At 35.2% G+C, this 25,006-nt stretch carries 21 protein-coding genes; 15 read left to right on the top strand and 6 right to left on the bottom strand.

All coding sequences use genetic code 11. From position 1 onward, the window contains the following. Window positions 1-10: 10 nt before the first annotated feature. From ybeY to AYC65_RS17485, 4 genes are read right to left on the bottom strand one after another with little or no spacing between them, the layout of a single operon-like run. Window positions 11-418 (bottom strand): rRNA maturation RNase YbeY, encoded by a 408-nt coding sequence (ybeY, locus tag AYC65_RS17500; RefSeq protein WP_034870783.1) that lies wholly within the window; start codon window positions 416-418, stop codon window positions 11-13. 55 nt (window positions 419-473) lie between these two features. Beyond that, window positions 474-2,624 (bottom strand): patatin-like phospholipase family protein, encoded by a 2,151-nt coding sequence (locus AYC65_RS17495; RefSeq protein ID WP_034870785.1) that lies wholly within the window; start codon window positions 2,622-2,624, stop codon window positions 474-476. Between the two features lie 56 nt (window positions 2,625-2,680). After that, window positions 2,681-5,131 carry a bifunctional UDP-N-acetylmuramoyl-tripeptide:D-alanyl-D-alanine ligase/alanine racemase gene (locus tag AYC65_RS17490; RefSeq protein ID WP_034870786.1) on the bottom strand — a complete coding sequence of 817 codons (2,451 nt, stop codon included), beginning with the start codon at window positions 5,129-5,131 and terminating at the stop codon, window positions 2,681-2,683. Then, window positions 5,128-5,721 carry a thymidine kinase gene (locus tag AYC65_RS17485; RefSeq protein ID WP_034870787.1) on the bottom strand — a complete coding sequence of 198 codons (594 nt, stop codon included), beginning with the start codon at window positions 5,719-5,721 and terminating at the stop codon, window positions 5,128-5,130. The genes AYC65_RS17490 and AYC65_RS17485 overlap by 4 nt, the downstream gene beginning before the upstream one ends. A gap of 46 nt (window positions 5,722-5,767) precedes the next feature. On the opposite strand from AYC65_RS17485, the gene AYC65_RS17480 reads away from it, so the two are divergent. The 9 genes from AYC65_RS17480 (at window position 5,768) to AYC65_RS17440 (ending at window position 14,299) form a co-directional block, all read left to right on the top strand. Then, on the top strand, window positions 5,768-6,928 hold the full coding sequence (locus tag AYC65_RS17480; protein WP_034870788.1) for a hypothetical protein: 1,161 nt from the start codon (window positions 5,768-5,770) through the stop codon (window positions 6,926-6,928). Beyond that, window positions 6,928-7,602 carry a 16S rRNA (cytidine(1402)-2'-O)-methyltransferase gene (rsmI, locus tag AYC65_RS17475; protein ID WP_034870789.1) on the top strand — a complete coding sequence of 225 codons (675 nt, stop codon included), beginning with the start codon at window positions 6,928-6,930 and terminating at the stop codon, window positions 7,600-7,602. The genes AYC65_RS17480 and rsmI overlap by 1 nt, the downstream gene beginning before the upstream one ends. Window positions 7,603-7,604: 2 nt before the next feature. After that, on the top strand, window positions 7,605-9,080 hold the full coding sequence (locus AYC65_RS17470) for a WG repeat-containing protein (protein WP_034870790.1): 1,476 nt from the start codon (window positions 7,605-7,607) through the stop codon (window positions 9,078-9,080). A gap of 88 nt (window positions 9,081-9,168) precedes the next feature. Next, window positions 9,169-10,503, top strand: a complete 1,335-nt coding sequence (locus AYC65_RS17465; RefSeq protein ID WP_034870791.1) for an alpha-L-fucosidase — start codon at window positions 9,169-9,171, stop codon at window positions 10,501-10,503. Window positions 10,504-10,516: 13 nt separating this feature from the next. After that, on the top strand, window positions 10,517-11,260 hold the full coding sequence (fabG, locus tag AYC65_RS17460; protein WP_024563849.1) for a 3-oxoacyl-[acyl-carrier-protein] reductase: 744 nt from the start codon (window positions 10,517-10,519) through the stop codon (window positions 11,258-11,260). 39 nt (window positions 11,261-11,299) lie between these two features. After that, on the top strand, window positions 11,300-11,881 hold the full coding sequence (locus AYC65_RS17455; RefSeq protein WP_034870792.1) for a 5'-methylthioadenosine/S-adenosylhomocysteine nucleosidase family protein: 582 nt from the start codon (window positions 11,300-11,302) through the stop codon (window positions 11,879-11,881). Between the two features lie 2 nt (window positions 11,882-11,883). Further along, the gene (locus AYC65_RS17450) at window positions 11,884-12,645 is read left to right on the top strand and encodes a prolipoprotein diacylglyceryl transferase (RefSeq protein WP_034870793.1); all 762 of its coding nucleotides are present in this window, start codon (window positions 11,884-11,886) and stop codon (window positions 12,643-12,645) included. Window position 12,646: 1 nt separating this feature from the next. Beyond that, window positions 12,647-12,883 carry a hypothetical protein gene (locus AYC65_RS17445; protein WP_009090090.1) on the top strand — a complete coding sequence of 79 codons (237 nt, stop codon included), beginning with the start codon at window positions 12,647-12,649 and terminating at the stop codon, window positions 12,881-12,883. A gap of 12 nt (window positions 12,884-12,895) precedes the next feature. Further along, a complete protein-coding gene (locus AYC65_RS17440; protein ID WP_034870795.1) occupies window positions 12,896-14,299 on the top strand; it encodes a radical SAM protein in 1,404 nt (467 codons plus the stop codon). Window positions 14,300-14,335: 36 nt separating this feature from the next. Here the strand turns inward: AYC65_RS17440 and surE are convergent, their stop codons facing one another. Further along, entirely contained in the window at window positions 14,336-15,103 is a 768-nt protein-coding gene (gene surE, locus AYC65_RS17435) for a 5'/3'-nucleotidase SurE (protein ID WP_034870796.1), read from the bottom strand. A gap of 90 nt (window positions 15,104-15,193) precedes the next feature. Here surE and AYC65_RS17430 point away from each other — a divergent pair, with 90 nt between their 5' ends. From AYC65_RS17430 to AYC65_RS17405, 6 genes are all read left to right on the top strand, one after another. Continuing rightward, on the top strand, window positions 15,194-17,320 hold the full coding sequence (locus tag AYC65_RS17430; protein ID WP_034870797.1) for a carboxy terminal-processing peptidase: 2,127 nt from the start codon (window positions 15,194-15,196) through the stop codon (window positions 17,318-17,320). A 62-nt stretch (window positions 17,321-17,382) separates the two neighbouring features. Next, window positions 17,383-18,228, top strand: a complete 846-nt coding sequence (locus tag AYC65_RS17425; protein WP_034870798.1) for a mechanosensitive ion channel family protein — start codon at window positions 17,383-17,385, stop codon at window positions 18,226-18,228. Window positions 18,229-18,366: 138 nt separating this feature from the next. Next, entirely contained in the window at window positions 18,367-18,591 is a 225-nt protein-coding gene (locus AYC65_RS17420; RefSeq protein WP_009090100.1) for a FeoA family protein, read from the top strand. After that, a complete protein-coding gene (gene feoB / locus AYC65_RS17415; protein WP_034870799.1) occupies window positions 18,581-20,623 on the top strand; it encodes a ferrous iron transport protein B in 2,043 nt (680 codons plus the stop codon). Before AYC65_RS17420 ends, feoB begins: the two co-directional genes overlap by 11 nt. Before the next feature lie 214 nt (window positions 20,624-20,837). Continuing rightward, window positions 20,838-22,220, top strand: coding sequence for a phosphoglucosamine mutase (glmM, locus tag AYC65_RS17410; RefSeq protein WP_034870800.1), 1,383 nt, complete (start codon window positions 20,838-20,840; stop codon window positions 22,218-22,220). 51 nt (window positions 22,221-22,271) lie between these two features. After that, window positions 22,272-23,642: a tetratricopeptide repeat protein gene (locus AYC65_RS17405; protein WP_034870801.1), complete on the top strand. Its 1,371-nt coding sequence runs from the start codon at window positions 22,272-22,274 to the stop codon at window positions 23,640-23,642. 60 nt (window positions 23,643-23,702) lie between these two features. On the opposite strand, the gene AYC65_RS17400 is transcribed toward AYC65_RS17405, so the two are convergent. Continuing rightward, the gene (locus tag AYC65_RS17400) at window positions 23,703-24,971 is read right to left on the bottom strand and encodes a DUF6080 domain-containing protein (protein ID WP_034870802.1); all 1,269 of its coding nucleotides are present in this window, start codon (window positions 24,969-24,971) and stop codon (window positions 23,703-23,705) included. Window positions 24,972-25,006 lie beyond the last annotated feature (35 nt).

Here is a 25,006-nt window from a genome sequence, read left to right as displayed (position 1 = left end):
CGTGAAACATTTAGTATTTTTCTATGTAATAATCCTCCTTAGATCGCATTATTTTTTGCTCTTCCTCTGTTTTGTCTTTATAACCGCAAAGGTGTAAAATACCATGAGCTAAAACACGATTTAATTCTTCTTCCTGCTTTGTTTCGAGCATGGATGCATTATCTAAAACGCGCTGCAAAGATAAGAAAATATCACCGGATATTATTTTGCCTTTACAATAATCGAAAGTAATAATATCAGTATAATAATCATGATCTAAATACTGGCGGTTTATCTCCAGAAGATATTCATCATCACATAAAATATAATTAATATCTCCAGGTTTTTTACCTTCTTCCAGGATCAGTTGTTCTAACCATTTTGCTCTCTTTTCTTCATCCGAAACGGGAGCTACATTTTCATAAAAATAATTTATCATAAATTTTTGTTGACAGTTGAAAGGGGTAGGGTAGGGGTTGTAATTATTTAATATTCTAAAACCAGTGTCCTAAAACTACGTTGAAAATTCCCTTGCCTCCCTGATTAAGTGGTTGGCTATAGTTAAGCTTAATTTGTCCGAATGGAGAACTGTACCCTGCAGTAAGTCCTACAGAATTATTTCTGAAACTTAAGAATTCTGTATTCTTAATATTCGGAAAAAGACTCGCTGTATTATAGCTGGCAATAAGATAATAATTTTTCAGTATTCTGTACTGAAAACTATTCGTTATCCGAAGTACATTGTTATCTGTTTTTTGCCCAAACTGATATCCGTCGAATGAAACAAATGAACCTAAATTTTGTTCAAATATTCCACCCAGTCTGTACTTGTAAAATTCCGGAACTTCTCCGAATGTTACACCCATAAATCCGGAAACTCTATAAGTAAGTCTTTCTGAAAATTTAATATTCAGTTTTACATTTCCGGAGACCTGCGCACCTTTATCTTCAAGTTGTTTGTCTTTGAATAGATCTAAAGCTTTTGCCTGTATATCTATATAAATACCTCTTGTTGGAAACTCTGTATTATCCTGCGTATCACTTTTAATAAAGATATAAGGATTGTAGTAATGGAATGTATTCTTATTGGTTCCTATTTTCTGATTGAATATATCATAACTCATTCCTCCTCCGATAGCATATCTGTCTTTCCATACAGACTGAATATAAATTTCATTCCGGAACCAATTCCAGTTTTGATATACATTTGCATCCTGGTCTTTTAAATCAAGTTTCATTCCTGAAGAAAAAATACCAAAGCCTGGAATATACCCGTTATCCATTAGATAATTGAAATAATAACGAGGCTTGTCTCCAAATACAACATCTAAACTTGCATTTGAGTTTTTGAATAATGCTCTTTTTGCAGTAAGGTTTGCCAAAAGACCGGTTTTGAAAACTTCGTCGTAATGAAGTCCAAATTTCATAAAGATCCGGTTCTGATCTTCTGCAACATTTAACTTCAGAATATTTCTTCCGTTGTCATTTACTATGTCATAATTGATGAAGCTATAATTGTTTGTGGCATACAACTGATCAATCTTACTATTGATGTTGCTATAGGTATAGCGGGAAGGGATTTTAAGCCCCATTTTACCCTTAATATAGTCTTTGTTATATATATTGTCGTTTTCTATCTCGAAACCGTCTATTTTGTATACTTCTGACAGTATTATCTTTTTGTTTGTTACAACCGGAGCATCCTTTTTAGGTAATTGCCTAAGAATGCCTGAATAACGTAATGTTTCTTCATAACCAGCTTTAATGGTTTTATCTTTTTCTTCAAAGCTGGTCACATTAACTCCGGTAAGAACAGGCTGAATATTAATATCGGTATAAGGTAGTTGCTTTCTGGTTTCTTTAGAAATGCCAAACGTGATAATCTGATTGAGGATAGATACAATATTATTTAGCTGGTCTCTTTTTTCAAATCCCTGGTCAAGATTTACCCCAATTACAATGTCCATTCCTTTCTTTTTTAGAGGGCCGGAAGGATAATTAATTGTAATACCACCGTCAACATAAAGACTGTCTCCGATTTTCACAGGATCCAAAAGTCCGGGGAAAGCAGAACTAGCCATAATGGCTTGAGATAAATCTCCGGTTTCAAGTTGCTTTACACCTCCGGTTTCAATATTGGTTGCTATACAAAAGAAGGGGATAGGGAGTTTGCTGAAGTCCTGAACGGAAGAATAGTTCTGAAATAATTCTTTGAACATGGCCAGGTTTTTCTGACCTGAAGAAATACTTGAAGGTAATACGATTTTTCCCTTTTGTATTGGGATTTTCAAAAGATACTTATCTACATTTTTACTGAAAAATGAGGTTTGCTGGCGTGGGCTGGAACTGCTCAGGACATTATAAAAGTCAGTATTCAGTATAATGTTTTCAATATCTTTTCCTGTATACCCGGTTGCATATAATCCTCCGATAATCGCCCCCATACTGGTTCCGCCAATATAATCTACTTTAACTCCCATGGAGTCCAATACTTTCAGCACTCCTATATGAGCAAAACCTTTTGCACCACCGCCACTTAGCGATAAACCTATCTTTGGATGTTGTGGGATGACTAAGTTTTCTTTAACCTGAGAATAGCTAAAGATGCTTATAATAACCCCAAGAAAAAGAAATAGTTTTTTCATCCCTATATTGTATTTAATTTTATCGATGAAATTCAGAAAAGTATTACTTTATTTCATCAGTCTTTTATATATATTCTTTTTACACGTCTCGAAACTGAAGTTAGCACTTCGTAGGGAATCGTCTGACAATATTCAGCAAATTTTTCCAGACTTGGATTTCCATTGAAGATAATTACATCATCACCTTCTTCTATTGGATCATTGCCAATGTCTACCATCAGCATATCCATACATACATTTCCCTGAATAGGATAAAGCTTTCCTTTAATACCGACAAAGCCTTTTCCGTTACTTAGTAATCGTGGTATACCATCGGCATACCCAACAGCTATTGTCGCAATATTAGTATCATTCGTAGCTTTAAATCTTCTGTTATAACCCAGTGATTCTCCGGGGTGTAATGGAGAAATCTGAGTGATAACTGTTTTAAAACATACAGCACTTTGTAATAGAGGTTGTATAGCTGGGTTTGTTGTATAGCCAATCATTCCTATGCCAATTCTTACCATGTCGAACTGATATTCCGTATAATTGGTAATTCCCGGTGAATTTAGACAATGTCTTAATGGTTTATCTTCTGTTCTGGCTAATATATAGTCTGAATTATTTGTATACAGATCAATCTGGGCTAAAGTATATTCTCTTTCTTCCGGATCGTCAGCCGAAGAAAGATGAGTGAAAATACTGGCTATTCTGAGGTTGTTTTCCTTAATTTTGAGAAGGAGTTCATCCAGGTCTTCTCTGCGGAATCCTAAACGATGCATACCTGTTTCCAATTTTATGTGGATAGGATACCTTTCATGGATTCCTTTTTTCCTTAAAGCTTTAAGGAAGAGATCTAAAACTTTAAAACTATAGATTTCCGGTTCCAGCTGATAATCGATAATGGTATCATAACTATTGAGCTCCGGATTCATTACCATGATAGGTAAGGTTACTTTATTCTTTCTCAGGTCTACACCTTCATCGGCGTAAGCGACACCCAGATAATTGATATTATGATGTTGTAAAAACTCTGCAATTTCATAACCGCCTAATCCATAAGAGTAAGCTTTTACCATAGCCATCATTTTGGTTTCCGGCTTTAAAAAGCTCCTGTGAACATTAATGTTATGCAGAATGGCATTTAGATTTACTTCCAGAACAGTATCATGAGACTGAAGCTCTAATTCTTTTTTTAGATTCTCAAGCTCAAATTTACGGGCTCCTTTCAATAAAATTAATGAATTTTCAATACTATTAAATTCCTGATCTTCAATTAATTCCTGAATGTTATCGAAAGAATAAGTTTTAGAATTAAATAGATGAGCAAACTTTGTTATTTCAGTTCCTATCAGGTATATTTTACCTAACGAATGTTCGTTAACTAAATTTGCAACGGTATGATACAAATGTTCAGAATGATCTTTTACATCATGTATATCTGTAAGTACCAATATCTTTTGTGATTTATTTCCATACTGGTTTAATGTACTCAATGCTATTTTCAAAGAGTCAAGATCCAGATTATAAGAGTCATTAATAATAAGATTGTCTCTTTCTCCTTTAATGCTTTCCATACGCATCTCCACAGCCTGCAAATTGTTGATTTTTTCTACAATTTTTGAATGTGTGATTTTTAGAAAGTTAAGAACTGCAATAACGGCTAATGCATTGTGCAGAGTAGCCTGATCCCGATTGGTAAAAGGAATCTGAATATGACCATCCAAAACCTTGATATTAAAGGCCTCTTCTTGATCTATAGGGCTTTCAATTAAAATATCATTTGATGTATCTAACCCGTAAGAAATCAAGGTTTTATTGCTATATAAACTCTGTATTTTGGATTTTACCAAAGGATGATCCCCGTTATAAATAATAACTTCTGATTTTTCAAAAAGCTTTAGCTTTTCATTCAGAAGCTGTTCTTCATTTTCAAAATATTCTGAATGTGCCGAACCAAGATGTGTGAATACTCCAATCTGAGGTGAAAACACTTCAGATTGTTTTTCCATTTCGTGAGGCTTGGAAATTCCAACTTCAAAAATTCCCAGTTCATCATCATTATTAGCCTGCAGTATAGATAGAGGAAGTCCTATCTGGGAGTTATAACTTTTTGGACTTTTTACAACTCTCATTTCATCCCATAAACATTGATATAGCCATTCTTTTACAATAGTCTTACCATTACTTCCGGTAATACCAATGGTTTTAATATTTAGATTTTGTAAATGATGATGAGCTAACTGTCTAAGAAAATTCTGCGTATCAGAAGTTATGATCCAGGTTATATCCTGTCCGGAAGATTCATATATTTCATCGGCTATAATTACTTTTATTCCTTTCTCTATAGCTTCTTTAATATATTTGGAACCATTATTTTTCTGAGTCTTCAGAGCAATGAAGGCATTATTTTTTGAAGAAAAAATAAGCCTGCTGTCGAAAATCAATTGTTCAACAACTTCATTTTTATTTCCGGTAATCCGGGAGTTGGTCATTGAAGCTAACTCCTGTGCAGTATATTTCATTTATTTTTCTCTTGCTTTTGCATCTCTTCCCAAAAGATACGGCGGCTAACAGCTTCATAGCTGTCTGTTTCTCCTAGCTGAACCAAATCTTTGCTGGCAGATGTTCTTAATGAATAATTGGCTAAATTTCCTGTTCTTTTACAAATAGCGTGAACTTTTGTAACATATTCGGCTGTTGCCATAAGATTAGGCATAGGACCAAAAGGACGACCCATAAAGTCCATATCCAGCCCGGCAATAACGACCCTTGTTCCGCTATTGGCTAACTGATTGGCAACTTCTACAATGCTTTCATCAAAAAATTGCGCTTCATCAATACCCACAACATCACAATTGGATCCCAGTAACAGAATTTCATTAGGAGTATCAACAGCTGTACTCCGGATCTTATTATCGTTATGCGAAACGATATCTTCATCGGAGTAACGAACATCAATTTTTGGTTTAAAAATTTCTACTTGCTGACCTGCCATTTCTGCTCTGCGCAGACGCCTAATTAGCTCTTCCGTTTTACCGGAAAACATTGAGCCACATATCACTTCCATCCACCCGCTTTGCTTGGCGTGGTTAATTGTATTTTCTAAAAACATTTGTTAACTTAGCACATATTATTCCACATCAAAATTACATAAAATAATGATGCAAAACTCTCATGACATTCAGGACAGGATCCTTGAAGACGTAAAAAAAATTGCCTCTGATATCGCTTCTGTTGAATCAACGGCAGGATTAATTACTAATTATCAGAAAGTTCAGGAGCTATATGAAAAAGTAGCTTTTCTGAAAATGCTGGAAGTAGAAAGTATTGATATCCATCAGAGAAAAAATGAATTGGATGCTATGATTGAGGCTAATCCTACTCATGATAAATCTGAAGAGGCTCTTGAAAAAGAAAGAGAGGTAGAAGCTGAATTTGAAGAAGATCTTGCTAAAGATGAAGCTTCCACAGAAATTGCTGAGATTACTGACGAAGAAATACCAACAGAAAAGGCAAATGCTGTTATTCCGAAAACAGAAAATATTATAGAAAATGATTATTCTGAGGAAGAAGAATATGTAAATACTTTGGAAGAAGATCACTATGAAGCACCTGAAGAGATAGTTGCAGAAGAGGAACAAACTGAACCAGTTGCTGAAACTGAAGAAATCTCTGAAGAACCTAAGGAAGAAGCATCAATAACTGAGACTGAAGCAGAACCTGTAATTACCGAAGAAACAATATCAGCAGCATCATCACCAGCAGCAGCAGAAGAAGAGGTGAATGAAACAGAGGCCGTAGAGGAGACTGTTTCAACTGAAGAAGAGCATGCTGACGAGGAAAAAGAAGTTGCAAAAGAACCGGAATATCAGATTAAAGAATTATTTGTAAGGGAAGAGGAAGGTTCCACACACTTGGATGAAGAAGCTGCTCATAAAGTGAAGCTGGCTTCCATTAAGGGATTGAAACCAATTTCCAGAGAAGAAATAACAAATATTACAGAAAATAATGAGGTACCTGAAAAGGTAAATGAATATGTAAATACAGAAGAAAGTCCTGCATTTACACCAACAAATGCTAATACTTCGGTACAAACTGGACAATTCAGACTAGACTTGAACGACAGAATGGCATTCCTGAAAAAATTATTCAACAACGACGAAGTAGAAATGAAATACGTATTAGAAAGATTAAATGAAGCCCGGAATTTAGATGATGCAAAAGAATATCTTAGCGATCTGTATTATGACAGAGATTGGAAGCCGGTAGACGAGTATGCACAAAGATTATGGTCACTAGTAGAAAGCCGTTTTAGATAATGAGTGGCATATTATACTTTGTACCAACACCAGTAGGTAATCTGGAAGATATGACTTTCAGAGCAATAAAAGTTCTAAAAGAAGTCGATTATATACTTTGCGAAGATACCCGTACTTCAGGGATTCTTCTTAAACATTATGAGATATCGAAGCCGCTGAAATCATATCATTTGCATAACGAACATCAGGCTACGGAGAAAGTTGTTCAGGATCTTAAAAATGGACAGGATATAGCCATTATTACTGATGCCGGGACTCCAGGAATATCGGATCCTGGTTATCTTCTGGCAAAAGCAGGTCGGGATAATGATATTGAAATGATCTGTCTTCCCGGAGCGACAGCTTTTGTTCCTGCTTTAGTGGTTTCAGGACTTCCTAATCACGATTTCTATTTCGCTGGGTTTTTGCCACAGAAAAAAGGGCGTCAGACGAAACTAAAGCAACTGGCTGAAGAGAAGAAAACAATTGTTCTTTATGAAAGCCCCCATAAGATTAATACCACACTGGAGCAGATAAAGGAATTCTTCGGAGAACAGACGCAGGTAAGTCTAAGCCGTGAAATTTCTAAAAAATTTGAGGAAACTAAACGCGGAACGATTGATGAATTAATAGAGTTTTCTAAGAGTAAAACGCTAAAAGGAGAAATTGTTCTGATTGTAAATAATTCAGTGTAAATGTGAGAAAGAATTTATCTTTTATTTCAGCATTCTTTTGGTTGATTGGATTTTCCCAAAGCGATCTGAAGTTGCAATATGATTTAAGAGATAAATTAAAACTCGATATTGAACGGTTTGAAGGAGGATATGCTGTTTTCAAAAAAGCAAGTCTTTCAGGGATTATAGATTCTACCGGAACTGTAACACTGCAGCCTGTAAATGGATATTTAGTACCCTTTAGAAAAGGATATTTTTTTCATTATACCGGGGAAAATAATAATAATAGAAAAGTCGGATTGATAGATTTCAAAGGGGATTATAAAATTCCTTTGGACAATTATGATTTTGGTTTATCCTGGAATAGTGAGAATGGTTACCTGGTAGTCTCCAAAAATAAAAAGTTTGGATTAGTCAATTATCTTAGCGACAAGTATGAATTAGATTTCCTTTACGACTCTATTGAATATGCCGGGGAAAGCATGTTTTTTGTAAAAAAGAACAATAAATGGGCTATTTACAATCCTGAAAAAGGATTTGTTTCTGATTTTGTATATCAAAGAAATTCATATTTTACAAAGGAGAAGTCTTGCGTGGAAGTTGGCAGAAATCAATATTTTTTAGTTGATAAAGAGAATAAGATTCTTTTAAAATCAAAATATGAGCTAATCAATACTGAAGCAAGTAACGATTATTTTGTAAGCCTGGACAGAAATATAGATAAAGAAGGGCTAATAGATTCCGAAGGAAAAGAAGTTCTGCCATTGGAATATTCGCATATCACTATTTATGGAGACTATGCCATTGTGGACAAAAACAATACCCAGTTTTTTCTATTTAATTTAAAAACAAAAGAGAATAAGAAAGTAAAAGAAGGGAGTATATCTTTTTTGTTTGACAAATACTTCTTATTGAATGTAAAAAATCAGGAATTTATTATTGATGATTCCCTGAATAAGATTGTTAATGAAAGCTTTGACAGAGTCACTTTTATTTCAACAGATAAATTACAATATCTTATTACCGAGAAAAATAAAATAAATAACCTGCTGAATAAGGATTTTCAACAGATTTTTCCTGATGGTTTTACTATTTATGCATTGGATGAAAACCAACTGGTGATTAAAAATAAAAACGGTTACCAACGTCTGGAATGGGACACATGGAAAACAGAATCTTTAAATTTTGATGAGATTTTACCAACATCTGATCCTTTCTTTTTTCGAGCACAGAAGAATATAGGCCTGATTGCTAAAAAAGGCGGGAAATATGGCTTTATTGAACCCAGCGGGAAAGAGATTTTACCTTTTATATATGAAGAAATTGCCGGCTTTAGGAATAACAAGGCTTTTGTAGTCAAACTGAACGGTAAATACGGTCTTATCAATAATAAAAATGAAATTATAAGGCCTTTTGTATATGATTCTTACGGATTTAGTAAAGAATATATGTACCTTTCGGATAAAGGAAAAAAAGAAATAATATCTACTTTAAATTAAAATAAACACAATTATTTAAAAAAAAGCTGCCACTATTCACAGTCTTAAAAATTGAATAGTAATTCAGAAAAACTAATACCAAAAAACTATGCTAAAAAAAACATTATTAACAGTATTACTGGGAAGCGCGCTTCTTGGCTTTTCCCAGCAAAAGTATCAGCCAACACAAGCAAACTTAAAAGCAAGAACCGAGTTTCAGGATGAAAAATTCGGAATGTTTATCCATTTTGGATTATACAGTGAATTGGGAAGAGGAGAGTGGGTCATGAATAATGACAAAATTCCGGTTAATGATTATGCGAAACTGAAAGACTTTTTTAGTCCTATCGGATTCAATGCTAAAGAATATGTTTCTATGGCTAAAAATGCCGGTGTAAAGTACATTACTTTGGTCACACGTCACCATGATGGATTTAGTATGTGGAATACAAAGTATTCGGATTTTAATATTATGAATACCCCTTTCAAAAGAGATTTGGTAAAAGAATTAGCAGATGAATGTCATAAACAAGGGGTGAAAATAGCATTCTATTATTCGCTTCTGGACTGGACAAGAACAGATTATTCGTACTGGACAGGCAGAACAGGAAAAGGAACCGGTCGTACCGAAAAAGGTAACTGGAATGATTATATTCAGTTTATGAAAAACCAGCTGACAGAACTTTTAACCAATTATGGGGAAGTTTCAGGAATATGGTTTGATGGCTACTGGGATCAGATGGAAGAAGAAAAAGCAGGCAGAAGTGAAAAAACATATATTGACTGGAAAATGCCGGAGATTTATGAGCTAATACACAAGCTTCAGCCACAATGTCTGGTCGGAAATAATCATCACATTACACCTTTAGAAGGTGAAGATTTTCAGATGTTCGAAAGAGATATTCCGGGGCAAAACGAGCACGGATTGAGTTTCCAGAAACCTTCCCAGCTTCCTTTGGAAACCTGTGCTACGCTTAATGATTCATGGGGATTTGATTTAAAGGATAACAAGAATAAGACATTCAAAGAGTTTCTGAATCTGTTGGTAAATGCTGCAGGAAGTAACGCCAATTTACTCATGAATATAGGGCCTATGCCTAATGGTAAAGTTCCACAGCCATTTATCAATTCTTTTAAAGAAATGGGTGAATGGATAAGAGTTTATGGAGAGAGCATTTATGGAACCAGAGGTGGTTATCTTCCGCTTCAGAAATGGGGGGCTGTTACCCAGAAATCTGGAAAAATATACGTTCATATACTTAAAAATAATGAGGGTAAAGCAATTACTCTCGAAAAATTTCCATTTAAAAAGATTAATTCCGCATATTTGCTGAAAGATAAAAAAACTGTAAAGTATACTTTAAAGAATAATACTTTAACGTTTGACAGCTATGCAGTGGATGATCAGAATCCCGATGCTGTGATTGTTTTTGAAGGAAAATAAACATACATTAAATATGAAACTATTAGAAGGAAAAGTAGCCCTTATTACAGGAGCAACCCGTGGAATCGGGAGAGGTATAGCAGAAGTTTTTGCTCAGCAGGGGGCGAAAGTTGCTTTTACCTATGCAGGTTCTGTAGATAAAGCGAAAGAATTAGAAGCCGCATTAAGCTCTGTTACCCAGATAAAAGGATATCAGTCGGATGCTTCTGATTATGATGCAGCACAGAAGTTGGTAGATGATGTAATGGCGGAATTCGGACAGATAGATATCCTGATTAATAATGCAGGAATTACAAGAGATAACCTTATGCTTCGTATGTCTAAAGAAGATTGGGATACAATTATTAAAGTAAACTTAGATTCTGTATTCAACCTTACAAAGGCTGTTATTAAGCCAATGATGAAGGCTAAAAGCGGATCTATTATCAATATGTCTTCCGTAGTCGGTGTAAAAGGAAATGCAGGACAAGCTAACTATGCAGCTTCTAAGGCAGGAGTTATTGGATTCTCTAAATCTATTGCATTAGAGCTTGGTTCCAGAAATATCCGTTGTAATGTTGTTGCTCCGGGATTCATTGAAACTGAAATGACAGCTGTTCTGGATGAGAAAACAGTACAAGGCTGGAGAGACGGAATTCCATTAAAAAGGGGTGGACAGCCGGAAGATGTAGCCAATGCATGTGTATTCTTAGGAAGTGATATGTCTTCCTATATTACAGGTCAGGTTATGAATGTAGATGGCGGAATGTTAACTTAATATATAAAGGCTTTGAAAAAAGCCTTTTTTATTTGATATATGGAAATAACCATCAGCGGAAAAACATATAATAATCCTGTTTTTGTCTTTGCAATGGAGAAAGAAGCAGGAAATGAATTTAAGGATTTACAACTGGTATTTACCGGAATAGGTAAAGTAAATGCAGGTTATTATTTAATGAAATATCTGTCAGTAAATAAACCGGATATTATTGTCAACTTAGGAACTGCAGGAAGTACTGCTTTCAGAAGAGGAGATGTAATTTGCTGTACACAATTTGTTCAAAGAGATATGGATGTATCACCTTTGGGCATAGAAAGATTTAAAACTCCTTTTTCGGATGATGATGTGGTTTTGGATTACGGAATAGACATAGATAATCTGCCAAAGGGGATCTGCGGTACCGGAGACAGCTTTGAGACTGAACACAATACCGATTTGTATAATGTGCTGGATATGGAGGCCTATGCTCTGGCTTTAATAGCTAAAAGAGAACAAATTCCTTTTCTTTGTCTGAAATATATCTCGGATGGAGCTAATGATGATGCAGTAGAAGACTGGACGCAGGAAGTTAATAAAGCTTCAAAAATTCTTCGTGAAGTTATAGCAACCAGATTTTAGATATGATTGATTTTCCGGCAACATTACACCTTTTTGGTAAAGATATACTCCTGCATCCAGTATTAGAATCATTAGGGATTTTTCTGGGGATGCGCTATTATTTCTTTCTGAAGAGAAAATCTCCGGAAAAACTTCCTCTTACAATCTCCCTGGCTATTATTGCCGGGGCAACTGCTGGAGCCCTTTTAGGCTCAAAAATTATTGGAAATCTGGAAAATCCATATACATTATTTTCAACAGGTTTTTCATTTAAAAGATTTTGGTCCAATAATACGATTGTTGGAGGTTTGGCATTTGGTTTAATAGGAGTAGAACTTGCTAAAAAAATAGTCGGACATAAAGAAAGCACAGGAGATCTGATTACATTTCCTTTGATGCTGGCAATAATTATTGGCAGAATCGGCTGTTTTTTTACCGGAATTTATGAAGAAACCTATGGCCTGCCTACAGATTCAATCTTCGGAATGCATTTGGGAGATCAGTATCTGCGCCATCCGGTGGCATTGTATGAGATTGCTTTTCTCATATTGCTTTGGGGGACTCTAAAAGTTATTCAGAAGAAACATTTTCCTTCAGGATTTGTTTTTCAGATATTTATGTTGTCCTATTTTACGTTTCGTTTTTTTCTTGATTTTCTAAAGCCGAGAATCGAAATTGTTGGAAATTTAGGGGCTATTCAACTCACTTGTTTGTTAGTGATTATTTATTACATTTATAAAATTAATATCACTTTGAAATCTAAATATTTAGCACCAATAATTTAATATGAACCACTCTTTAACCATTTTAGAAGTAGGCGGCCTAGGCGGAATAGTTGTCATGATCATTAGTATGATTGTAGTGGTGGCTTTCGTTTTTGGATTAGTTGTAGCCGCTATTATAAAACTGATCTATGAATCAGGCGGAGATAAAAAATACTCGAAGAGTAACTTCTGGCTTACTGTATTAATCGTGATGCTGATTTGCGGTTTAATTAGTGGAGTTATTTGCGGAGGAATGTAAAAATAACGGAATATGCCAGTTAGAAATTATACTTATTACGATTATACGACAAGTCTTTGCCCGGACTGTTTGAAAAGAGTCGGAGCGAAAATAATCATTGAAAATGATGAAGTTTTTATGACTAAAAGATGTCCGGATCATGGTTTTTTTAAAACTAAGATTGCTACGGATGTTCATTATTATAAAAACATCAGAAACTATAATAAAGCATCAGAAATGCCACTGCATTTTGGGACAGATGTAGCCTATGGATGCCCGTACGATTGTGGGTTGTGTGTAGACCACGAACAACACAGTTGTCTTTCCATTGTGGAAGTTACAGATCGTTGTAATCTTACTTGCCCTACCTGCTATGCAATGTCCTCACCACATTATGGCAGCCATCGATCACTAGAGGAAATAGAAGCAATGTTCGATGTAATTGTAAAGAACGAGGGAGAGCCGGATGTTGTTCAGATTAGTGGGGGAGAACCGACAATTCATCCCGAATTTTTCAAAATAATGGACATTGCAAAGTCTAAACCGATAAAACACCTGATGCTGAACACAAATGGTGTAAGGATTGCCAATGATCCCGGATTTGCTGAAAAACTGGCCACATATGCTCCGGAATTTGAAGTTTATTTGCAGTTTGATTCGTTTAAACCAGAAGTATTACAGGATTTCCGTGGGAAAGATCTTACAGATGTTCGCATAAAGGCTCTGGAAAAACTAAATGAGCTCAACCTGTCTACGACATTGGTTGTGGTCCTGCAACAGGGAAAAAATGTAGATGAAATAGGTAAGATCATTGATTTTGCACTTAAACAGAAATGTGTACGTGGAATTACTTTTCAGCCGGTAGAAATTGCAGGCAGAAACAGAGACGATTCTGCACATGAGAAAATAACACTGACAGAAGTCCGCCAGGAAATACTTAATCAGTTTCCGGTACTAAATTCAGATGATATAATTCCTGTACCTTGTAACCCCGATGCTTTGGCAATGGGATATATTTTGAAGCTTCAGGGAGAAATAATTCCTTTAACCCGTTATATTAATCCTGCTGATTTACTGAATAACGAATCTAAAAATACAATTGTATATGAACAGGATGAAGGACTGAAAATGCAGCTGATTGATATTTTCAGTACAGGAATATCGGTAGATAAGGTACAGCCTAAAGTGAACCAGTTATTATGTTGTTTACCTGAAGTCTGCGCTCCGGAGATGGAATATGAAAATCTTTTCAGGATCATTATAATGAACTTTATGGATGCTCATGATTTTGATGTACGTGCAGTGAAAAAATCCTGTGTTCACATTGTAAACAAAGATTTGAAGCTGATACCTTTTGAAACTATGAACCTCTTTTATAGAGATCAGAAACAAGAATATTTAGAAGAACTTAGGAAAGATACAAGAGTATTATTCTAATAAAAAGCCACCTGTCAGGTGGCTTTTTATTTATGTTTAGAACGTTAAAACATTCTGTAAATCTTTTAGATATTCGTAGGCTGTAAGGTCAAATTTAACAGGAACAACAGATATATAACCATCAGAAAGAGCTGTTTCATCCGCATCTTCGGATTTGTCCATATTATTGAAATAACCAGATAACCAATAATATTTTTTACCGTGTGGGTTTACTCTTTCATCAAAGCTTTCTTCCCATTTAGCATTCGCCTGCTTGCAAACTTTTATTCCTTTTATTTCTTCAGCAGGTAATTTCGGAATGTTTACATTCAGCACAATTCCTTTTGGAATAGGATTTTCTAAGACTTTTTTTACAATGTTTTGTATAAAAGTTTTTGCCTGAGAAAAATCGGCATCCCAACTGAAGTCTAATAAAGAAAAGCCAATGGCCTGCAAACCTTCAACTCCTGCTTCAACAGCAGCAGACATTGTCCCGGAATAGATTACATTGATAGAAGAGTTTGCCCCGTGATTAATTCCCGATACAACAAGATCAGGTTTTCGGGTAAGTATTTTATCCAGTGCAAATTTTACACAATCTACAGGAGTTCCGCTTAATGAATAATCTTTTTGCGGTCCCTCCATGCTAATTTCTTCATAGGTTAATGTAGAATTGATCGTAATAGCATGTCCTTTTCCACTTTGTGGAGAATCCGGAGCAACTACAACAACATCTCCAATTTCATTCATAAAGCTTATAAGATTACGAATTCCCGGAGCAGTTATTCCGTCATCATTGGTAACCAGAATCAATGGTTTTTTCATTTATTTCAAATTATTGTAACAAAATTAAAGAAAATAAGACCTATTTTTATAAATAAGATATTAAATTTGATCTTCGAAATTTCGTAAAAGATGTTTAAAAAATTCTTTGGTTTTAATAAACTACTGCTGTTGTCCTCATTAGGGACACTTATTTTTTGTTTTAATTCCCCGCAAAATGATGACGAAAAGATGCAGACCATTATGGTCAGCGTAAGCAATACGCTGTCGTATCTTAGTTATAATGCGAAGCCAATCAACGATGCATATTCTCAGGATGTTTATAAAGAATATTTTGAAAAGTTAGATCCAAGCAAAAAGTACTTTTTGCAGTCTGATATGGATGAGTTTGCAAAATATAAAACAAAGTTGGATGATTACCTTAAAACAGGTGATATCTCCTTCTTTAAACTTACTAATGATAGATACCTTCAGAGGCTTGCAGATATAGAAAAGATGTCACAGGATATCTTTGCAAAACCTATCAATCTGGATGAGGATGAAGATATTATCATGGAGCCGAAGCTTAAAAAGAATCCGACAAACCAGAAAGAAATGTATGCAGAATGGAAGAAGTTTATTAAATATAATATTCTTCAGGAGATGCAGACTCTAAATGAGAAAGAGGAATCGCAAAAAAAGAAAAAGGATTCGGCAATTGCTAAAAAGCAAAAAGATACCATAAAGTATGAGCCACTAACACTGGAGCAAAAGAAAGTAAAAGCAACTGGTGAAATCAAAGATCTTGTTTCCAGTATGTTTAACAGAATCAAAAAAAGAAAGAAAATGGACTGGTTCTCTGCTTCTTATATGAATTCTTATACAGAAGTATTTGATCCGCATACCAACTATTTCTCTCCAAAAGATAAAGAAGACTTCGATGCTAACTTTAGTGGTAAGATTATCGGAATTGGAGCACAGATTTCGGAAAAGAAAGGTCGATTATTTATTGGACCACTGGTAATTGGAGCCCCTGCTTGGAAATCTAAACAGGTAAGCGAAGGAGATGAAGTTCTAAAAGTAAAATCGGATCCTAAGAAAGAAGCTGTAAACGTTGTAGGGATGCTTGTAGATGAAGCGGTACGTTTAATCCGTGGGGCTAAGGGATCTGAAGTAACACTAACGCTTAGAAAGAAAGATGGTTCTGTAAAAGAAGTTAAGCTAATCCGCGAGGAAGTAGAAATGGAAGATACATTTGCTAAAAGTATCGTTGTAAACTCTCCGAACGGTAAGAAATACGGATTTATATACCTGCCAAGCTTCAATGCTGATTTTAACGACTCTAAAGGAAGAAATGCTTCTACAGACGTTAAGAACGAAATTACAAAGCTAAAAGCTCAGAATGTAGAGGGTATTATTCTGGATCTTAGAAACAACGGCGGTGGATCTTTAACTGAGGTTGTGGATATTATGGGGCTATTTATGAATAGCGGACCAGTAGTACAGGTAAGAAGCCAGGACGGGAAAATTCAGGTTCTGAAAAATAAAAACAATGCACCTGTATGGACAGGACCATTGGTACTGATGCAAAATGAACTTTCTGCTTCAGCTTCCGAGATTTTAACCGGTGCAATTCAGGATTATAAAAGAGGAGTAATCTTAGGTGCCCCACATTCATTTGGAAAAGGAACGGTACAGACTTTTGTTTCTCTTAACAGGTTCCTGAATACCAATGATGATTACGGAGATCTGAAACTTACGATTCAGAAGTTTTACCGAATCAGCGGAAATTCTACTCAGCTTGAAGGTGTAAAATCTGATGTTGTAATGGATGACTACTTTACATACGATGAAATTGGAGAAAAATATGATGAGCATGCATTACCATGGGATCAGATAAAATCTTCAGATTACAAGCCTCTGAATACAATTGACATGGCTGGTATCGTAAAAAGAAGTACAGAAAGAATTAAGGCAAACAAACCATATCAGCTATTAGTAGAATCTGCAAAATGGCGTCAGGCACTTGGTAAAGAAGAAACAGTTACGCTCAATCAGACTAAATTCTTTGAATTAATGAAAAAGAGAAAAGAAGAATTGAAGAAGTTTGAATCTTTAACCAAGTACGATAATGGATTGCAGTTTACTCAGTATCAGAGTGAAATAGAACGTATGAAAAAAGACGAAGCTTTCTCTGTAAAAAGTAAAAACTGGATTAAAAATCTTAAACGAGATTTATATCTTCAGGAGGCGATGAATGTCATATCTGAAATCAAATAATAAAACTAAAGGCTGTCCGTTTAAAAGACAGCCTTTCTTATAAAAAACACAAACAGAAACAAATGGAGTTAACATTAAAAGAAATCTTAGAGTACCACATTTTTGCACTAGGGCAATATTCATTAACCGTGTATCAGCTGATATCATCAGCTGTTATTGTTTTAGTAGGTTTAGGAATTGTACGCGTATTTAAATCACTTATTTATAAATCCGAAAAAATTGATGTCGGTAAAAAGTTCGCTTTTGCTCAGATTTTAAAATACATTATTATTGTTTTTACTGCTATATTGGCATTCAGAACGTTAGGTGTAGATGTTTCTCCGCTTTTACTTGGAGGAAGTGTTATACTAGTGGGTATTGGTCTTGGTTTACAAAACCTGTTTCTGGATTTTATCTCCGGAGTTATTATCCTTTTGGACAGAAGTATAAAAGTTGATGATGTTGTAGAGATTGAAAATGTTGTAGGGAAAGTTCAGCAGATTAATATCCGTACGTCCACCATCCTTACGAGAGATAATAAAAGTATGATTATCCCGAATTCTATTCTGACAAAGAATAAGATCGTAAACATGTCGTATGACGATGATGTTGCCAATTTTGGGATTGTTATAGGGGTAGGATATGATTCCGATGTTAATCTGGTTATGAAACTAATGCTGGATGCGGCTAAAGAACATCCTGAGGTTTTTCAAGAAAGGCCAGCGGTAGCCCGTTTGTCTAACTTTGGGGATTCCTCATTAGACTTTAGCTTGTTTTTTAATTCAAGATATTTATTTAAAGCCGAAGCCATTAAGAGTGATTTAAGACTTTCAATTCTTAATAAGTTCAAAGAGAATAATATAGATATTCCTTTCCCAATCCGGACGTTATATACCCCGGATCTCCAGAAGCAGGGGCAAAATCAGTAAAATTTAAGGTGTAAAAAACGCAATAACTGGTATTTATCATCCCAATTTCAATTTAGATTTAATTAAAATAAGGTATATTTGTATTTTTAAATACAAGCCTTGAAGAATTTAGACTCTAATAAGCTTTGCTGCTTTCCGATGGACAGAACTGGAATTATTGTCGATTATGACAATAACAATATGGAAATGCCCGGTAAAATTATTGAAATGGGACTTTTGCCTAATACGCCTTTCAGGATATTATATCAGGCTCCGTTTGGAGGTCCCCTGTATGTAGAATATGGAGAAGAACGCTCCAAAGTGGCATTACGGGAAGAAGAAGCTAGATATATTATTGTGGAAGAATTAGCAGATGGAAAATAAAAAAAAATCCACCAGAATTTTATTGGTTGGAAACCCAAACGTAGGTAAGTCTACCATTTTTAATCAGTTATGTAACCGTAATCAAAAAACGGGAAACTATTCAGGTGTAACAGTCTCCAGCCTAAAAGGAGAATATATTTATAAAGAAAATAAGGTTGAAGTAATTGACCTTCCGGGAACCTACAGTGTTTATCCTACTTCTGAGGATGAAGTTATCTGCGTAGAATATCTGATTAACGAAAGAAGCAACTATGACGGTGTGTTGTATGTTGCCGATGCTCTGAATTTTAAGAGGAGTTTGTTGTTGTTTGAACAAATCAGAGATTTGGGGATACCGGTAATAATGGTAGCTAATCAGATTGATGAAGCCGAAAAAAGAGGTTATTCTCTGGATGTACAGAAGTTATCTGAAGAAACAGGAGTAACTGTAAATGTCACCAATGCCAAGAAAAATAGTGGTATAGATGCTGTAAGAGAAAGTATACATCTCAATAAATTTACTGTTGCAGAAGAAGCTCTTTTTCAGGTTCCGGCTGAACACAAGAGCAAAATTGAAGAAGTAGTACAAAAAACAGGCGATAAGAACTTGTATAAAGCATGGTTCCAGCTTTCTTCCACCAGAAAATATGTAAGCGGACAACATCATGTTTTTCAGAATGATACTAATACAGAGATAAAAGGAATTGTTCCGAAACGTTTGCAGACACAGGAAACGTTGCGTCGTTATGATAATATAGATCAGATAATAGATAAAGTAAGATCTAAAAGAACAATGCTGAAGGATTTACTTACCGAAAAGCTAGATCGTCTGATGGTGCATAAATTCTGGGGATATGTTCTTTTCCTGGTTGTTCTTTTGATTATTTTCCAGAGTGTATTCTTTCTTGCGGAATATCCAAAAGGATGGATTGAGGATTTATTTACATGGTTCTCCTCTCTTGCAGCAACTTATTTACCAGAAGGACCTTTGAACAGTCTTATTGCAGAAGGTGTTCTCCCTGGAATTGGTGGTATAGTTGTTTTTGCACCACAGATCGGAATATTAATGTACTTCCTGTACATTATGGAAGATAGTGGCTATATGGCCAGAGTAATCTTTTTAATGGACAGATTACTGCGACCATTTGGCCTAAATGGTAAAAGTATTATTCCGCTTGTTTCAGGTACAGCTTGTGCAATTCCGGCAATTATGTCTGCCAGAAACATTGAAAACACTAAAGAAAGACTTATTACAATCCTTGTAACACCTTTTATGACGTGCTCTGCAAGACTTCCGATTTACAGTATTATTATAACATTGGTAATTCCGGATGAATATATTTTAGGAATAGGTTACAGGGCTTTAGCATTGCTGGCAATGTATATGCTGGGATTTGTTACAGCGTTGGTATTCTCTTTCTTCCTGAAAAAAGGGATTAAGAATACAAACAAAAGTTTCCTGATCCTGGATTTGCCAACCTATAAAATGCCTTTATGGGGATATAACTTCAAAATGGCTTTACTGAAAGCCTGGGGGTTCATTACGGGAGCTGGAAAAGTTATTTTTGCTGTTAGTATTATTATATGGTTCCTTAGCTATTTCGGACCGCATGATAAATTTGATATAACATCACATAAGTCTAATGTAGAGCTGAATGACTCTTATTTAGCACTTATGGGAAAGAGCATAGAGCCTGCTATCAGTCCTCTTGGCTATGACTGGAAAATGGGTGTAGGAATTCTGACTTCATTTGCTGCCAGAGAAGTTTTCGTAGGGACAATGTCTACGCTATATTCTCTTGGGGATGGAGCAGAAGACGGAAGATTGATTGATAAAATGAAAGCTGATAAGAAAGCAGACGGGACTCCATTATTTACATTGGCTACCGGAGTATCTATTCTTGTTTTCTATGCATTTGCTATGCAGTGTATCAGTACAATTGCTATTGTTTATAAAGAGACAGGAAGCAAAAAATGGACATTTATTCAGCTGATAGGAATGTCTGGTTTGGCGTATTTTGCATCGTTATTTGTATTTCAGATACTAAAATAATTAAAATGAATACACTTGTTATTCAGTATATAGTAATTGGAGCACTTCTGCTTTTTGCCTGTTTTAGGGTTTGGAAAATTTTTTCAAAAAACTTTAGTAAGAAAAAAAGCGGTGGTTGCGACAAAAACTGCGGATGTTCATAAATCATGTCCGTAGTTGAATAATTTTTTCTTATTTATTCCGTATTTTTGCATAAAATTTAGCAAACAAATTTATGTCATTAATTAAGAGTATTTCTGGAATTAGAGGGACAATAGGAGGTAAAACAGGAGATAATTTAACTCCTCTGGATATCGTGAAATTTGCGTCTGCATTCGGAGCATGGCTTCAGCAGAAGAACAACAAAAAAGACATTACTTTAGTTGTTGGGCGAGACGCAAGGATATCCGGTAAGATTGTTTCTAATCTTGCATCTTCTACACTACAGTCCTTAGGGATTAATGTAATAGATTTAGGCCTTAGTACAACTCCTACAGTAGAAGTTATGGTGCCGGAGCTTAATGCAGACGGCGGGATTATCTTTACAGCAAGCCATAATCCTAAAGAATGGAATGCTCTGAAGCTTTTGAATGAAAAAGGAGAGTTCATCAATGCTCAGGATGGAGCAGATGTTTTGGACATTGCAGAGAAAGAAGCTTTTGAATATATTGACGTAGATCACTTAGGAAATTACTCAGAAAACAATGAAGGAATACAAATCCACATAGACAAAGTGTTGGAGCTTCCTGAAGTTATCCCGGGTATCGTAAGAGAAAAAAGATATAAAATAGTACTGGATGCAGTAAACTCCACAGGAGGAATTGCAATTCCAAAGCTACTGGAAAGAATGGGATGTGATGTAGTAAAACTGTATTGCGAACCAAACGGACAATTTCCCCACAACCCTGAACCATTAAAAGAACATCTTTCAGAAATCTGTGAACTTGTTGTAAAAGAAAAAGCTGATCTTGGAATCGTTGTAGATCCGGATGTTGACAGATTGGCACTTGTAGATGAGAATGGCGAGCTTTTTGGTGAAGAATATACATTGGTTGCAGTTGCAGATTATATCCTTAGAAACAAAAAAGGAGTAGCAATTTCTAACCTTTCATCGAGTAGAGCGTTGAGAGACGTTGCTAAATCACTGGATTCAGAATACTTTGCATCTGCAGTAGGAGAAGTGAATGTTGTGAATCTGATGAAAGAAAAAGGAGCTGTAATCGGAGGAGAAGGTAACGGTGGAATTATATTCCCTGAATTGCATTATGGTAGAGACTCTTTAGTTGGTGTAGCATTATTCTTAACCCACTTAGCACAACAGGATAAATCAGTTGCAGAACTTAGAGCAACATATCCGGATTACTATATGGGGAAAAAGAAAATTGAATTAACCCCGGAAATCGATGTAGACAAACTTCTTGAGAAAGTAAAAAAAGAATTCAAAAAAGAAGATATATCTACTGTAGATGGTGTTAAAATAGACTTTCCAACGAACTGGGTTCACCTTCGTAAGTCAAACACAGAACCTATTATCAGAATCTATACTGAAGCATCTTCTCAGGAAGAAGCAGACAAGTTGGCTGATGATATGATTGCTAAAATAAAAAGCTTAATTTAGTTGGTGATTTTGGAAATTTTTCCGAAATTCATGATATAATCAAAAATACATTTGGAAGAATTTTTTGAAAATGAAGCTGTAAAACGCTTCGAGGATATGCTAGAGAATAATGAAGAGGTGTTTTTCGATACTGAAGAATACGAGGACATTATTTCTTATTATCTGGAAATCGGCGACTATCAGTATGCCGAAACAGCTATTAAGTATGCACAGAAACTTTATCCGGATTCAGTTAATATAAAAGTTCGCAGATTGGAATTTCTTCTTGAAAAAGAAGATAATGCAAATGCGAAAATTCTAATGAAGGAATTAGCGGGTATAGCAGACGATAATCTAGACTTTATGATCTGTTGTGCCAAATATTATTCCAACATGGGGAATCCGAGAAAGGCGATTGATCTGTGTGAAAAAGCTCTGGAAAAAGAAGAAGACGAAGATTTCGTTCATAACTTCATTGCGGACGAATATAAGAATCTGGATGATCCTTTCTCTGCATTAAAACATTATAAGCTCGCGCTAAATTTCGAGCCAAATGATGAATATGCTCTGGAAAGCATCATGCTTTGTTATACCGAAATGAATAGGAATGAAGAAGCCCTGACTTTTATTAATGATTATCTGGACAATTATCCATTCTCTGAAACCGCATGGTACGAGTATGGAATTTTCCATTTCAATAAAAAGAACTATCAGGAAGCGATTAAAGGATTTGATTACCTGTTGGCGATTAATCCTAACTCTATGGCCGTTTATACCAACAAAGCAGCTTGTTATGAAGCTCTAAACGAATGGGAGAAGGCGATAGAAACATATATTGATTCACAGGAATACGAGTTTACCAAATCTTATTCTTTTTATAAGATAGGACAGTGTTACCAGAAAATGGAGCAGTTGATCCCTGCACTCAATGCTTTACAAAAGAGCTTACACGAGGATCCTCAGTTCCATCCGGCAATGATTGCCATTTCGGATATTTATGAAGAACTGGGTAATCTGAATGAAGCTGCACATTTTGCACTGGAAGCATCCAGACTTAGTGAGAATAATCTGGACATACAAAAGAAGCTTGCATTTCTGTATATCAGCTTGGGAAAACTGGAAGAAGCTCTTATTTGCTTGAAGAAAATGGCAGAAACAGAGCCCGGAAGATTCTATAACTGGTATGCCTATACAGAAGTATTAATGTTGGTAGGTGACTATGATAAGGCTGAAGAAAAACTTTTGACAGCCTTGAAAAGGCATCAGAGAGCAGAACTGTACTATCAGCTAAGTAATTGCTATTTTAATCTGAAAAGAGATACAGAGGCCAGAGCAGCTTTAGATCAGGCATTAAGACTGGATCCGACTTTAATGAAAGATATGCAGATGAAATATCCTTACATAGACGCTGAAATAGAAAAAGAGCGCTCTAAAACGAAATAAGGAATAGAAATTCTGAAAATGATAAATAAAAAAAGCAACTGATTACAGCTGCTTTTTTTATTATCGATAATATTGATTTGCGAAAGTTATGAACTCGGTTAGTCTGTAGATGTTATTAAAGCCTAAATAAGCGAATAAAATAATTAAAACAACCCAGATAGCCGAAATAGTTTTTGGATTTCCTTTTTGGCTGTAAAAAAGCCATCCTAATAACATAGGGACAACAAATATAAAATGGCCTCCGTAAATATAGGATGTATGTAATCCGAACTTTAATACACAATGTATAATAACATCACACAAAAGTGATAATCCAAGTATTATAACCAGTTTGTTTTTATAATTGGAAATAAGGCTCCAAATAAGGAGTAAGGCAATTAGAGCAACAAAAAGATAAGATGCCCAGGAAGAATAAACATCCATGAATAATGCTTTATATTCAAAACCTGTTCTACTGGTGTAATCTCTGGTGATAAAGCTCGGAAATAACATGCTGCCACCCCAAAACCATGATGTCATCATATCCCACAAAGGCGTTACTTTTGGTTTGGAAAACCGCTCGTATTGAGAGGATGTTTGATTAATAATTAATTGAAGTCTGAAATCAAGCCTCCATAAATATAACAGGATAAATACACCGACTGAGATAATACCATATAAAATAGTTCGGCCAAAATGTTTCCACTTTCTGAATAAACCTTTTTCAAAAAGAACAGGAATATAAACCTTCACAATATTAGTAATGGTAAGACCTCCGATTAGAATAGAAAAGCAGGTTAACGGAATAAGACCAATTTTCTTTTCCTGAGAAAGCTTTAGTGCTGCGAAATAATTAAAGAACACTAAAAGAAAAAATGAAAAAGTATAGGTTTCAGGGGTAAATGAAAGGAGAATAGGAGTTGTAAATAAACCAAAAAAGAAAAGTAAGAATAGACTTACTGAAAGTGGTAATTTAATAATATTTCTGAAGTACTTGTAGCATTGTAACATTGTAAATGCAACCGTTATTGTACTAAACATTGATAAGGCAATACGAAATGTTGCATTTGTTTTTCCACCAGAAAACCATAAAGCGGCCTCCCTAATTACATTAAAAAAATAATTAGAAAACGGATGGCGTTCCCAAGCTCCTCCAGACACTATAATTGAATAATTATCGAAACTGAAATAAGCATCCCAAGGGATACGATCATCATAAACCAAACGAAACTGGCTCGCGATAAACCATCCAAATACACCATAAACAACCATAAAGAATAGTAAAACAAATAATTCAGTTGAGTTTACCGGGAATATGGTCTTAAAAAAGTTGATAATTTTTGCCTTCACGCGGCAAAAATAATGCTTAATGATGATTTATAAAG

It is taken from the genome of Elizabethkingia bruuniana (assembly GCF_002024805.1).
In the GTDB taxonomy this organism is placed as follows: Bacteria; Bacteroidota; Bacteroidia; order Flavobacteriales; family Weeksellaceae; genus Elizabethkingia; species Elizabethkingia bruuniana.
This window is presented reverse-complemented; position numbering and strand designations above follow the sequence as displayed.